The sequence below is a fragment of the Pseudomonas sp. WS 5079 genome (genome assembly GCF_012985465.1).
Taxonomy (GTDB): Bacteria; Pseudomonadota; Gammaproteobacteria; order Pseudomonadales; family Pseudomonadaceae; genus Aquipseudomonas.
Map to the genome: position 1 here is coordinate 342497 of NZ_JAAQWN010000007.1, position 12656 is coordinate 355152.

Consider the following 12656-nt stretch of genomic DNA (forward strand, 5'->3'; position numbering starts at 1 on the left):
ACGCCAGAGCGTCGGTTTTTTTATCCCTGCCGATCAGCCTTTCATCACCTGGGCCAGTAGCTCATAGGAATGAATCCGATCAGCATGTTCGTACAGGTCGCAGGTAAAGATCAGCTCATCGGCGCCCGTCTGCTCGATCAACACCTCCAGTTTGGCGCGAATCTTCGCCGGGCTGCCTACCATCGCCAGGCCTAGGAAACTGCCTACCGCGTCCTTCTCATGGGGCAGCCACAGGCCGTCCATGCTGTCGACCGGCGGGCGTTGCACCAGGCTTTGCCCACGCATCAGCGCGAGAATTCGCTGGTAGACCGAGGTGGCCAGGTAATTGGCCTGCTCATCGGTATCAGCGGCCACCAGCGGCACACCGAGCATCACATACGGCTTGTCGAGCACTGCCGAAGGCTTGAAGTGATTGCGATAGACGCGAATCGCCTCATGCATCATGCGCGGTGCGAAATGGGAGGCGAAGGCGTAGGGCAAACCGCGCTCGCCGGCCAGTTGGGCGCTGAACAGGCTGGAACCGAGCAGCCACACCGGGACGTTGGTGCCGGTGCCCGGTACGGCGATCACCCGTTGGTCGGGGGTGCGCGGGCCCAGATAGGCCATCAACTCGGCCACATCTTCCGGGAAGTCATCGGCGCTGCCGGAGCGTTCGCGGCGCAGGGCGCGGGCGGTCATCTGGTCGGAGCCGGGTGCGCGGCCCAGGCCCAGGTCGATCCGGCCGGGGTACAGGCTTTCCAGGGTGCCGAACTGTTCAGCGATCACCAGTGGCGCATGGTTGGGCAGCATCACGCCGCCTGCGCCGACCCGGATAGTCGAAGTGCCACCGGCCAGGTAGCCGAGCAGCACCGAGGTCGCGGAGCTGGCGATGCCATCCATATTGTGGTGCTCGGCCACCCAGAAGCGGGTGTAGCCGAGCTTTTCCACGTGCTGGGCCAGGTCCAGGGAATTGCGCAACGACTGCGCCGGGCTGCCATTGGCGCGCACCGGTACCAGGTCGAGGGTCGAGAACTTCACATCGGACAGTGGTTTCATAAGCCTGCTTCTCCATAGGGGCGCAGGCTTGTGACGAACCAAAACCTGCCGCTTCATGTGCATGCCCTATGCAATGAGGGCATATACCCGAGATTCAATAGCGGACATGAAATTTCCTACTTGCCCGCTTGGTTTTTCCGACAGGGTGAACTTTGCCAGAGGTTCTATCCTCAGAACCTTACTGATGCACAACCACTGCTTGGGAGAACGCTATGAGTATCGTGAAAAAAGCCTCCGCACACTGGGAAGGCGACCTGAAAACCGGTCTGGGCTCGATCTCGACCGAAACCGGCGTATTGCGCGAAGCCCCCTACGGCTTCAAGGCACGTTTCGAAGGTGGCAAGGGTACCAACCCTGAAGAACTGATCGGCGCGGCCCATGCCGGCTGCTTCTCCATGGCCTTTTCCATGATTCTTGGCGATGCCGGCCTCAAGGCTGACAGTATTGACACCCAGGCCGAAGTGACCCTGGACCAGGTGGACGGTGGTTTTGCGATCACCGCAGTCCACCTGATCCTCAAGGCCAAGATCCCCGGCGCGAGCCAGGCGCAGTTCGATGAACTGAGCAAGAAGGCCAAGGAAGGATGCCCGGTATCCAAGGTGCTGAACGCCACCATCACCCTGGATGGCACCCTCGTCAACTGATCTGCGCAGGTCCAATGTGGGAGCGGGCTTGCTCGCCCCCACATTTTGTTCTGCGTTAAATCAGAACTCGCGTTTCGCAAATGTGGTCTCATACCCATGCAGCCTTTGGCGCACACCCGTGCGCAGCGCATTTAGGGAGCTTCACACATGAAACGTTTTGCCTTGGCGATTATCTGCGGTGTTTTGGCCACATCGGCAATGGCCGCGCCCAAAGACTGTGAAGAGCTCAGGAAAGAGATTGAAGTCGGCCTACAGGCCAAGGCAATCCCGTCCTACACCCTGGAAATCATCACCGCCGAAGAAGCCAAGAATCATGACGAAGCCATGATCGTCGGCTCCTGCGAAAACGGCACCAAGCGCATCATCTACCAGCGCAACGATGACTGATCAGGGAATGCAGTTGATGCTGCGTTCTTCGGCCAGCAACTGACGCTGGGCGTCATACAGCCGGATATTCGGGGTGAAGCCCAGCGAGCGCCCTTCCAGGCGGTAGCGCTGGCCGGCCTGGAACTGGTCGTATTGCAGGGTGATAAAACAGGTGCGCTCCTGGGGCTGGTTCAGCCCGCCACCCAGGCCTGCGCCGGCATACACTTCAAAATCAAAACGCACCATCAACTCGTGGCTGCCCGGTGGCACCTGGAAGTAGCGCCCATCGTCCAGGGCCTTGCCGTCCAGGCGTTGCGCCATGACCAGCTTGGCGCCGGGTGTCGGGGTGGCAAAATCGACCCAGGCCTGTTGCGGGTCGGCTGGCGGGATCGGGGTGGAGGCGCAGGCGCTGAGAAAAATCGCCGCCAAGGGAAGCAAGAGCTGACGCATAGTGGGCACTCAACCGTAGGAATGGTATGAGCATAACCCCTGCCAGCCAGTTAGTCTGGCGGGCCAAAGATTGTGGAGCGGTTTGAGATGGTGCGGCATTTATTGGCGGGGCTGACGTGCCTATTGCTCGGTGGCTGTTCCAGTGTCAGCTATTACAGCCAGTTGGCCAGCGGCCAATGGCAACTGCTGCAGGCGCGGGAGCCGGTGGCCAAGGTGATCGCCGATCCGACGCGCCCGCAAGTGTTGCGTGAGCATTTGGCGCAATCCCAGAAGGCACGCACCTTTGCCAGCCAACAGTTGCATTTGCCCGACAACCAGAGCTACCGCCTTTACGCCGATATCGGCCGGCCGTACGTAGTCTGGAATGTCTTTGCTACATCAGAGTTTTCTTTGTTACCCCAGACCCATTGCTTCCCGATTGCCGGCTGCGTGGCCTATCGCGGTTATTACACTCAGGGCGCGGCCCGGGGCGAGGCTGCGTTGTTGCAACTGCGTGGCATGGATGTGTCGATTGGCGGCGTCGAGGCCTATTCCACCCTCGGCTGGTTCAATGACCCGATCATGAGTTCGATGATGCGTTGGGGTGATGAGCGCCTGGCCACGGTGATTTTTCACGAGCTGGCGCACCAGCGTTTTTATGTGAAGGACGACACGGAGTTCAATGAGTCGTTTGCCACCTTCGTCGAGCAGGAAGGCACCCGGCAATGGCGCGCGGCCCGTGGCCTGGCGCCTGCGAGCGAATCGACGCTGAAGCAGCGCGACCAGTTTATCCAACTGATCCTCGACACCCGCAGTCGCCTGGAGCGCCTGTATGCGCAGCCGTTGGCCGCAGTTGCGATGCGCCAGGCCAAGGCGGCCGAGTTCGAGCGCTTGCGCCGTGAGTATCGGCAGATGCGCGACAGCCAGTGGGGCGGCGACCCGCGTTATGACGCCTGGGTCAATCAGCCGATGAACAATGCGCGGTTGTTGCCGTTTGGGCTGTATGACCAGTGGGTACCGGCGTTTGCGGCGTTGTTTCGCCGGGAGGGCGGGGATTGGCTGAGGTTCTACGGCGCCGTGGAGCAGTTGGGGCGCTTGCCGGTGGAACAGCGCAAATTAGCGTTGCGGCAGTTGGTAAGCGGTGACGTTTAGGGCCTCATCGCAGGCAAGCCAGCTCCCACATGTTGATGTGTGAACACCGTCCAATGTGGGAGCGGGCCTGCCCGCGATAGCGGTCTCAAGCCCGCCGCAAAAACGCCTGATGCATCTCCTCCAGCGTCTCAAAATGCCAGCGCGGCGCTTCAGCATTCAACTCGGCAAAACTACCAAACCCATACCCCACCGCCGCTGCATCCAGCCCGTTGCTACGTGCGCCGATCAGGTCGTGCTTGCGGTCGCCGATCATCAAGGTACTGGCCGGATCCAGGCCTTCCTCGCGCATCAAATGGGCGATCAGCTCGACCTTGTTGGTGCGGGTACCGTCCAATTCACTGCCGTAAATCACCTTGAAGTGCTTGGCGAAATCGAAATGCCGGGCGATCTCCCGGGCAAATTCCCACGGTTTGGAGGTGGCCACATACAGTTGGCGACCCTGGGCATTGAGCTCCTCCAGCAACGGCATGACCCCATCGAACAGCCGGTTTTCATAGAGCCCGGTGACTTTGAAGCGCTCGCGATAGAAATTCACCGCCTCCCAGGCCCGCGCCTCGTCGAAATCGTAGAACTGCATAAAGGCTTGCAGCAGCGGCGGGCCGATAAAGTGTTCGAGCTTGGTCAGGTCCGGCTCATCGATGCCCAGCTTGGCCAAGGCGTACTGGATCGAGCGGGTGATGCCTTCCCGTGGATCGGTCAGGGTGCCGTCCAGGTCAAACAGGACGGTTTGGTAATCCAGGGTCATCGGTCGAATCCTTCTGCCAGGTGCAGGTCCTTGAGCTTCACGTAGTTCGCTGCGCTGTAGGTGAAAAAGGCGCGTTCCTTGTCAGAAAGCGCGCGGACTTGTTTAACCGGGCTGCCCACATACAAAAAACCGCTTTCAAGTTTCTTGCCCGGCGGCACCAGGCTGCCGGCGCCGATGATCACATCGTCTTCAACCACCGCGCCGTCCATCACAATGCTGCCCATGCCGATCAGGATACGACTGCCGACGGTGCAGCCATGGAGCATGACCTTGTGGGCGATGGTCACATCGTCGCCGATCAGCAGCGGGAAACCGTCAGGATTGAAGGGCCCGGCGTGGGTAATGTGCAGCACGCAGCCGTCCTGCACGCTGGTGCGTGCACCGATGCGGATGCGGTGCATGTCACCGCGAATCACCGTCAGCGGCCAGACCGAGCTGTCGGCGCCGATTTGAACATCGCCGATCACCACCGCCGAAGCATCGACGAAAGCCCCGGCGCCGAGGGTTGGCGTGTGATTCTGATAGGTGCGAAGGGTCACGATAGCCTCTCTCTGTTTGGTTGATAGCTGCGGTGGACGTTGATTGTAATTAAGATGGCCCCATCTTTGTCTTACCTGTTTCTTCAGCCAAGGTGCCAACCGTGAGCGCGAACAACCCTCTTTTGCAGTCCTACGACCTGCCGCCGTTCTCGGCGATCCGTGCCGAGCACGTCCAACCGGCCATCGAACAGATCCTGGCCGACAACCGCGTCGCCATCGAAGGCATCCTGCAAAGCCAGGGAAAAAATCCGACCTGGGCCGGCCTGGTCCTGGCCATGGATGAACTCAACGACCGCCTGGGCGCTGCCTGGAGCCCGGTCAGCCATCTCAATGCCGTGTGCAACAGCGCTGAACTGCGTGAGGCCTATGAGGCCTGCCTGCCGGCATTGAGCGCCTATTCCACCGAGATGGGCCAGAACCGCGAACTGTTCCAGGCCTTCGAAGCCCTGGCCAACAGCTCGCAAGCGGCCGGTTTCGATGTGGCGCAAAAAACCATTCTGGAGCACGCACTGCGCGACTTCCGCCTGTCGGGTATCGACCTGCCGCCTGAGCAGCAGAAGCGCTACGCCGAGGTGCAAAGCAAACTCTCCGAGTTGGGCAGCAAGTTCTCCAACCAATTGCTCGACGCCACCCAGGCCTGGACCAAGCACGTCACCGACGAAGCCACCCTCGCCGGCCTGACCGACTCGGCCAAGGCGCAAATGGCGGCTGCGGCCCAGGCCAAAGGCCTCGACGGCTGGCTGATCAGCCTGGAGTTCCCCAGCTACTACGCGGTGATGACCTACGCCCACGACCGCGCCCTGCGCGAAGAAATCTACGCGGCCTACTGCACCCGTGCGTCGGACCAAGGCCCGAATGCCGGTCAGAACGATAACGGCCCGGTGATGGAACAGATCCTCGACTTGCGTCAGGAACTGGCCCAACTGCTCGGTTTCGCCTCTTTCTCCGAACTGAGCCTGGCCACCAAAATGGCCGAATCCAGCGACCAGGTACTCAGTTTCCTACGCGACCTGGCCAAACGCAGCAAGCCATTCGCCACCCAGGACCTGCAACAGCTCAAGGCCTACGCCGCCGAACAAGGCTGCAACGACCTGCAAAGCTGGGACAGCGGTTTCTACGGCGAAAAGCTGCGTGAACAGCGCTACAGCGTGTCCCAGGAAGCCCTGCGTGCCTACTTCCCGATCGACAAAGTGCTGGGCGGGCTGTTTGCCATCGTCCAGCGCCTGTACGGCATCGAGATCGCCGAGCAGAAAGGCTTCGACACCTGGCACCCGGATGTTCGCCTGTTCGAAATCAAGGAAAACGGCCAGCACGTCGGCCGCTTCTTCTTCGACCTGTATGCCCGCGCCAACAAGCGTGGCGGTGCCTGGATGGACGGCGCGCGGGATCGTCGGCGCACCGCCGAGGGTGTGCTGCAAAGCCCGGTGGCTAACCTTGTGTGCAACTTCACCCCGGCCGACAGCGGCAAGCCAGCCCTGCTGACCCACGATGAAGTCACCACCCTGTTCCACGAATTCGGTCACGGCCTGCACCACCTGCTGACCCGCGTCGAACACGCGGGCGTGTCCGGCATCAACGGCGTGGCCTGGGACGCGGTGGAGTTGCCGAGCCAGTTCATGGAGAACTGGTGCTGGGAACCTGAAGGCCTGGCGCTGATTTCCGGTCATTACGAAAGCGGCGAAGCCCTGCCCCAGGACCTGCTGCAAAAAATGCTCGCGGCGAAGAACTTCCAGTCTGGCCTGATGATGGTGCGCCAGCTGGAATTCTCGCTGTTCGACTTTGAACTGCATGCCACCCACGGTGATGGCCGCAGCGTGGCGCAGGTGCTCGAAGGCGTGCGCGACGAGGTGTCGGTGATGCGTCCGCCGGCCTATAACCGCTTCCCCAACAGCTTCGCGCATATCTTCGCCGGCGGTTACGCGGCGGGGTACTACAGCTACAAGTGGGCCGAAGTATTGTCGGCGGACGCGTTCTCCAAGTTCGAAGAAGACGGCGTGCTCAATGCCGAAACTGGCCGGGCCTTCCGCGAGGCGATCCTGGCCCGTGGCGGTTCCCAGGCGCCGATGGTGCTGTTCGTCGACTTCCGCGGACGCGCACCGTCGATTGACGCACTCTTGCGCCACAGCGGCCTGAGTGAGGACGCGGCAGCATGAGTGACGGGCCTGTGATCACCAAAAAGCAATTTATCGCCGGCGCCGTGTGCCCGGCGTGCAGCGAGCCGGACAAGTTGAAGATGTGGACCGAAGACAGCGTGCCCCATCGCGAATGCGTGGCCTGTGGCTATACCGACACGCTCAACGACCAGGGTTTGTCGGTGCCCAAGGAATTGGGCACGCGGGTCAACACCTCGGCGTTGAAAGCGCCGGCGGACCCCAAGGTGCAGGCGGTGCAGTTCTTCCCTAATCCCAAGCTGAAAAAAGACTGACGGACCTCACTCCGTCCAACCTGTGGGAACAGGCTCATGTAGGAGCTGGCTTGCCAGCGATAGCATCACCTCGGTGTCACTGATACACCGAGGTGTCTGCATCGCAGGCAAGCCAGCTCCTACACAAGCCTGTTCCCACTTTTTTTGCGCGCATTTCTCGATTTTCCTGGCTGAAACGATTCCTGCATTCCTTAGCCTGCTATCATTTGTAACCATTGATTACATCCACAACGACAAGCCGCTCCATGAAGCGACTGCTCAAACCCGTGACCACATGATGAGGTGCCACCATGTCTGATCAAGATCGAGACAACCCCCGGCGTGACTTTTTGCGCAAATCCTTGACCTTGATCCCGGTGGTCACGGTTGCCAGCACCGGCCTTGGCGGCTCGATGCTGATGGCCACGCCCGAGCCTGTCCAGGCCAGCCCGGCCAAGGCACCTACCAGCGAAAAGGCCTACGAGCCCAGTTACTTCACCGCTGAGGAATGGGCCTTCATCAACGCGGCCGTCGCGCGCCTGATCCCCGCAGATGCCCAAGGCCCAGGTGCCCTGGAAGCCGGTGCACCGGAATACATCGACCGGCAGATGAACACGCCCTACGCCAGCGGCGCCCTGTGGTTCATGCAAGGTCCGTTCAACGCCGACGCACCGCCCGAGATGGGCTGGCAGAGCAAACTGGTGCCCAAGGAGATCTATCGCCTGGGTATTGCTGCCACGGATTCCTGGTCGAAAGCGTTCAACGGTAAAACATTTGCTGGGCAAGACAGCGCTACCCAGGATGATTTGCTGCGCCGCCTGGAGGCGGGAGGTGCCGAAACCGGCGAGCATTTCGCTGCGGTCCCGCCGAAGATTTTCTTCAACTTGTTGCTGCAAAACACCAAGGAAGGGTTCTTCTGCGACCCGATCCACGGCGGCAACAAAGGCATGGTCGGCTGGACCATGATCGGCTTCCCCGGCGCCCGCGCCGATTTCATGGATTGGGTTGAACGCAACGAGCAATACCCCTTCCCGGCTGTTTCCATCCGTGGCGAGAGGGCATAAACGTGGCGACCATCATGAAGAAAGTGGATGCAGTCATCGTCGGCTTTGGCTGGACTGGCGCGATCATGGCCAAGGAGCTGACGGAAGCCGGCTTGCACGTGGTAGCGCTGGAGCGCGGCCCGATGCAGGACACCTACCCGGACGGCAATTACCCACAAGTGATCGACGAACTGACCTACAGCGTGCGCAAAAAGCTGTTCCAGGACATTTCCAAGGAAACCGTGACCATTCGCCATAGTGTGAATGACATCGCCCTGCCCAACCGTCAGTTGGGCGCCTTCCTGCCGGGCAACGGCGTAGGCGGCGCGGGCCTGCACTGGTCGGGCGTGCATTTTCGGGTGGACCCTATCGAACTGCGCATGCGCAGCCACTACGAAGAACGCTACGGCAAAAACTTCATTCCCAAGGACATGACCATCCAGGACTTCGGCGTCAGCTACGAAGAACTGGAACCGTTCTTTGACTACGCCGAAAAGGTCTTCGGCACCTCCGGCCAGGCCTGGACCGTGAAGGGCCAACTGGTGGGTGAAGGCAAGGGCGGCAACCCTTACGCGCCGGATCGCTCCAGCCATTTCCCACTGGAATCGCAGAAAAATACCTACTCGGCACAGCTGTTTCAGCAGGCCGCCACTGCTGTGGGCTACAAGCCCTACAACCTGCCTTCGGCCAATACCTCGGGGCCTTACACCAACCCCTATGGCGCGCAGATGGGGCCGTGCAACTTCTGTGGTTTTTGCAGCGGGTATGTCTGCTACATGTACTCCAAGGCATCGCCCAACGTGAACATCCTGCCGGCCCTGCGCCAGGTGCCGAACTTTGAGCTGCGGCCAAATTCCCACGTGCTCAAAGTCAATCTCGACAGCACCAAGCGCAAGGCCACTGGCGTGACCTATATCGACGCCCAGGGCCGCGAGATCGAGCAACCGGCGGACCTGGTGATTCTTGGCGCCTTCCAGTTCCACAACGTGCGCCTGATGCTGCTCTCGGGCATCGGCAAGCCCTACGACCCGATCACGGGCGAAGGGGTGGTGGGCAAGAACTTCGCCTACCAGAACATGGCCACCATCAAGGCCTACTTCGACAAAGACGTGCACACCAACAACTTCATCGGCGCTGGCGGCAATGGCGTGGCGGTGGACGACTTCAACGCCGATAACTTCGATCATGGCCCCCATGGTTTCGTCGGCGGTTCGCCGATGTGGGTCAACCAGGCGGGCAGCCGGCCGATTGCCGGTACCTCCAACCCACCGGGCACGCCGGCCTGGGGCAGTGCGTGGAAGCGCGCCACGGCCGATTACTACACCCACCAGGTATCGATGGACGCCCATGGCGCTCATCAATCCTACCGGGGCAACTACCTCGATCTGGACCCGGTTTACCGTGATGCCTACGGCCTGCCGTTGCTGCGCATGACCTTCGACTGGCAGGAAAACGACATCAAGATGAACCGCTTCATGGTCGAGAAAATGGGCAAGATCGCCGAAGCGATGAACCCCAAGGCGATTGCCGTACTCGGCAAGAAGGTCGGCGAGCACTTCAACACCGCGTCTTACCAGACCACGCACCTCAACGGTGGCGCGATCATGGGTACCGACCCGAAGACCAGCGCGTTGAACCGCTACCTGCAGTGCTGGGATGTGCACAACGTGTTTGTCCCAGGCGCATCCGCTTTCCCACAAGGCTTGGGCTACAACCCTACGGGCCTGGTGGCGGCGCTGACCTATTGGTCCGCCCGGGCGATACGCGAGCAGTACCTGAAAAACCCCGGCCCGCTGGTTCAGGCATAAGGAGCGACGACTATGAAAGCATTTGTTATCGCAACCCTGGCCCTGTTCAGCAGTTGCTCGGTGAGCGCCGCTGAAACTGATCTGGTCAAACAGGGCGAATACCTGGCTCGCGCCGGTGACTGCGTGGCCTGCCACACCGCCAAGGGCGGCAAGCCGTTTGCCGGTGGCCTGGCGATGGAAACCCCGATCGGCGTGATCTACTCAACCAACATCACCCCGGACAAAACCGGCCTGGGGGACTACAGCTTTGAAGATTTCGACAAAGCCGTGCGCCATGGTGTCGCCAAAAGCGGTAGTACCCTTTACCCGGCGATGCCCTACCCGTCTTACGCACGTGTCAGCGAAACCGACATGCAGGCGCTGTATGCGTACTTTATGAAAGGCGTGGAGCCGGTCGCCCAGGCGAACCAGGACAGTGATATTCCCTGGCCCTTGAGCATGCGCTGGCCCCTGGCGGCATGGCGTTGGATGTTTGCGCCCGAGGTGGCGGGCTATCAGGCTCCGGCCGATGCCGACCCGGTGATCAGCCGTGGCGCCTACCTGGTGGAAGGCCTCGGCCACTGTGGCGCCTGCCATACCCCGCGGGCCCTGACCATGCAGGAAAAGACCCTGAGCGCGTCGCAAGGTGCGGCGTTCCTGTCCGGCAGTGCGCCCCTGGAAGGCTGGATCGCCAAAAGCCTGCGCGGCGACCACAAGGACGGCCTGGGCAGTTGGAGCGAAGAGCAACTGGTGCAGTTTCTCAAGACCGGCCGCAGTGATCGCAGCGCGGTGTTTGGCGGTATGAGCGACGTTGTAGTCCACAGCATGCAGTACATGTCTGAAGACGACCTGACCGCTATCGCCCGTTACCTCAAGAGCCTGCCGGCGGTCGATCCCAAGGATCAGCCGCACCAGTACGACAAGCAGGTGGCCGAGGCTTTATGGAAAGGCGATGACAGCCAGCCGGGCGCTGCGGTGTACATCGACAACTGCGCGGCCTGCCATCGCACCGATGGCCATGGCTACACCCGGGTGTTCCCGGCGCTGGCGGGCAACCCGGTGTTGCAGACGGCGGATGCCACATCGTTGATCAACATTGTGTTGAATGGTGGAACCCTGCCGGCCACACACGCAGCGCCTTCTACATTCACCATGCCGGCTTTTGCCTGGCGCTTGTCGGATCAGGAAGTGGCGGATGTGGTCAGCTTTATTCGGGGCAGCTGGGGTAACCAGGGCGCGCCGGTGAAGGCTGGTGACGTGGCCGACCTGCGCAAAAGCGATAAACACACCACCTCGGGCGACGATCTGGGGCAAGTGACGAGTCACTGATTTTGCCTTTGCCGCCCAACGGCACTGGTCAGATACGCTGCGCCTCGATACTGTATATAAAAACAGTATCGAGGCGCTTTCATGTCCACTCCTCTGCCGCCGCGCGGGCGAGGCACCGCCACCAACCTGCACAATCGCTTCGCGCCCACGGTGAGTGTGGCCGAGGATGACGGCTGGTATCAGGAAGTGCCGCCGACCCAGGGCACCGAAGTGCGCATCGAGACGGCAAAGACCATCATCACCCGCAACACCTCGCCGGACCTGCCGTTCGACCGCTCCATCAACCCTTACCGGGGGTGTGAGCACGGTTGCATTTATTGTTATGCGCGGCCCAGCCATGCCTATTGGGACATGTCCCCGGGCCTGGACTTTGAAACCAAGCTGATCGCCAAGAGCAACGCCGCCCAGGTGCTGGAGCAACAATTGTCCAAGCCCGGTTATGTGTGCGCGCCGATCAACCTGGGCTCCAACACGGACCCGTACCAGCCCATCGAGCGCGAGTACCAGATCACCCGGCAAACCCTGCAAGTGCTGCTGCGCTATCGCCACCCGGTGACTATCGTGACCAAGGGTTCGTTGATCCTGCGTGACCTTGACCTGCTCACCGAACTGGCCCGCCAGCGGCTGGTGGCGGTGATGATCAGCCTTACCAGCCTGGACGATGAACTCAAGCGCATCCTGGAACCTCGTGCAGCGGCGCCCAAGGCGCGGCTGCGGGCGATCCGGGTGATGCGCGAGGCAGGGATCCCGGTAGGCGTGCTGTGCTCGCCGATGATTCCGATGATCAACGACAGCGAACTGGAAAGCCTGCTCGCCGAGGCCCATGCCGCCGGGGCGCAGAGCGCCGCCTATATGATGCTGCGCCTGCCCCTTGAGGTGGCGCCGCTGTTCGAGGAGTGGTTGGCGGCCCATTACCCGCAACGGGCGGCCCATGTGATGAGCCTGGTACGCCAGGTGCGCGGTGGCGAAGTCTATGACAGCCGCTTCGGTGTGCGCATGCGCGGTGAAGGACCGTTTGCCGACCTGCTGGCGCAACGATTTGCCAAGGCGATCAAGCGCTTGGGGCTTGACCGGCGGGAGGGCTTCAATCTCGATTGCAGTGCATTCTGTCCACCCGGCAGGCAGCTGGCTTTGTTGTAGACTGATACAAATGCGCGGGTTTCCCGGCCAGGGTAGTCGCGTT

13 protein-coding genes are annotated in these 12656 nt (G+C 61.2%); 9 read left to right on the top strand and 4 right to left on the bottom strand.

Annotated elements, in window-relative coordinates:
- Positions 1 to 33: 33 nt before the first annotated feature.
- The gene (locus tag HBO05_RS20395; protein ID WP_029290274.1) at positions 34 to 1035 is read right to left on the bottom strand and encodes an LLM class flavin-dependent oxidoreductase; all 1002 of its coding nucleotides are present in this window, start codon (positions 1033 to 1035) and stop codon (positions 34 to 36) included.
- Between the two features lie 212 nt (positions 1036 to 1247).
- On the opposite strand from HBO05_RS20395, the gene HBO05_RS20400 reads away from it, so the two are divergent.
- Positions 1248 to 1679: an OsmC family protein gene (locus tag HBO05_RS20400; protein WP_003170750.1), complete on the top strand. Its 432-nt coding sequence runs from the start codon at positions 1248 to 1250 to the stop codon at positions 1677 to 1679.
- Between the two features lie 147 nt (positions 1680 to 1826).
- On the top strand, positions 1827 to 2066 hold the full coding sequence (locus tag HBO05_RS20405; protein WP_057439267.1) for a DUF1161 domain-containing protein: 240 nt from the start codon (positions 1827 to 1829) through the stop codon (positions 2064 to 2066).
- Here the strand turns inward: HBO05_RS20405 and HBO05_RS20410 are convergent, their stop codons facing one another.
- Positions 2067 to 2495 carry a hypothetical protein gene (locus HBO05_RS20410; RefSeq protein ID WP_172313867.1) on the bottom strand — a complete coding sequence of 143 codons (429 nt, stop codon included), beginning with the start codon at positions 2493 to 2495 and terminating at the stop codon, positions 2067 to 2069.
- A gap of 87 nt (positions 2496 to 2582) precedes the next feature.
- Between HBO05_RS20410 and HBO05_RS20415 the strand changes: the two genes are divergently transcribed.
- Positions 2583 to 3626 (top strand): aminopeptidase, encoded by a 1044-nt coding sequence (locus HBO05_RS20415; RefSeq protein WP_169954095.1) that lies wholly within the window; start codon positions 2583 to 2585, stop codon positions 3624 to 3626.
- Between the two features lie 85 nt (positions 3627 to 3711).
- Here HBO05_RS20415 and HBO05_RS20420 read toward each other — a convergent pair whose 3' ends face one another.
- Both HBO05_RS20420 and HBO05_RS20425 read right to left on the bottom strand, forming a co-directional pair.
- Positions 3712 to 4371, bottom strand: coding sequence for an HAD family hydrolase (locus tag HBO05_RS20420; protein ID WP_172313869.1), 660 nt, complete (start codon positions 4369 to 4371; stop codon positions 3712 to 3714).
- Positions 4368 to 4910, bottom strand: a complete 543-nt coding sequence (locus HBO05_RS20425; protein WP_170041989.1) for a gamma carbonic anhydrase family protein — start codon at positions 4908 to 4910, stop codon at positions 4368 to 4370. The genes HBO05_RS20420 and HBO05_RS20425 overlap by 4 nt, the downstream gene beginning before the upstream one ends.
- Positions 4911 to 5011: 101 nt before the next feature.
- Here HBO05_RS20425 and prlC point away from each other — a divergent pair, with 101 nt between their 5' ends.
- From prlC to HBO05_RS20455, 6 genes are all read left to right on the top strand, one after another.
- Positions 5012 to 7063 (top strand): oligopeptidase A, encoded by a 2052-nt coding sequence (prlC, locus tag HBO05_RS20430; protein WP_172313871.1) that lies wholly within the window; start codon positions 5012 to 5014, stop codon positions 7061 to 7063.
- Positions 7060 to 7335, top strand: coding sequence for a YheV family putative zinc ribbon protein (locus tag HBO05_RS20435; RefSeq protein WP_029290288.1), 276 nt, complete (start codon positions 7060 to 7062; stop codon positions 7333 to 7335). The genes prlC and HBO05_RS20435 overlap by 4 nt, the downstream gene beginning before the upstream one ends.
- Positions 7336 to 7625: 290 nt before the next feature.
- Complete coding sequence (locus HBO05_RS20440) at positions 7626 to 8378, top strand: gluconate 2-dehydrogenase subunit 3 family protein (protein WP_170041987.1); 753 nt, start codon at positions 7626 to 7628, stop codon at positions 8376 to 8378.
- A gap of 2 nt (positions 8379 to 8380) precedes the next feature.
- A complete protein-coding gene (locus HBO05_RS20445) occupies positions 8381 to 10165 on the top strand; it encodes a GMC family oxidoreductase (RefSeq protein WP_169954100.1) in 1785 nt (594 codons plus the stop codon).
- 12 nt (positions 10166 to 10177) lie between these two features.
- Positions 10178 to 11473, top strand: a complete 1296-nt coding sequence (locus HBO05_RS20450) for a cytochrome c (RefSeq protein ID WP_172313873.1) — start codon at positions 10178 to 10180, stop codon at positions 11471 to 11473.
- A gap of 81 nt (positions 11474 to 11554) precedes the next feature.
- The gene (locus HBO05_RS20455; protein WP_169954102.1) at positions 11555 to 12613 is read left to right on the top strand and encodes a PA0069 family radical SAM protein; all 1059 of its coding nucleotides are present in this window, start codon (positions 11555 to 11557) and stop codon (positions 12611 to 12613) included.
- Positions 12614 to 12656: the final 43 nt, after the last annotated feature.

Excerpts from the sequence above, each read along its gene's own strand:
- HBO05_RS20450 (WP_172313873.1), top strand. The coding sequence starts at position 10,178 with ATGAAAGCATTTGTTATCGCAACCCTGGCCCTGTTCAGCAGTTGCTCG.
- HBO05_RS20395 (WP_029290274.1), bottom strand. The coding sequence starts at position 1,035 with ATGAAACCACTGTCCGATGTGAAGTTCTCGACCCTCGACCTGGTACCG.
- HBO05_RS20455 (WP_169954102.1), top strand. The coding sequence starts at position 11,555 with ATGTCCACTCCTCTGCCGCCGCGCGGGCGAGGCACCGCCACCAACCTG.
- HBO05_RS20405 (WP_057439267.1), top strand. The coding sequence starts at position 1,827 with ATGAAACGTTTTGCCTTGGCGATTATCTGCGGTGTTTTGGCCACATCG.
- HBO05_RS20400 (WP_003170750.1), top strand. The coding sequence starts at position 1,248 with ATGAGTATCGTGAAAAAAGCCTCCGCACACTGGGAAGGCGACCTGAAA.
- HBO05_RS20440 (WP_170041987.1), top strand. The coding sequence starts at position 7,626 with ATGTCTGATCAAGATCGAGACAACCCCCGGCGTGACTTTTTGCGCAAA.
- HBO05_RS20410 (WP_172313867.1), bottom strand. The coding sequence starts at position 2,495 with ATGCGTCAGCTCTTGCTTCCCTTGGCGGCGATTTTTCTCAGCGCCTGC.
- HBO05_RS20420 (WP_172313869.1), bottom strand. The coding sequence starts at position 4,371 with ATGACCCTGGATTACCAAACCGTCCTGTTTGACCTGGACGGCACCCTG.
- HBO05_RS20415 (WP_169954095.1), top strand. The coding sequence starts at position 2,583 with ATGGTGCGGCATTTATTGGCGGGGCTGACGTGCCTATTGCTCGGTGGC.
- HBO05_RS20435 (WP_029290288.1), top strand. The coding sequence starts at position 7,060 with ATGAGTGACGGGCCTGTGATCACCAAAAAGCAATTTATCGCCGGCGCC.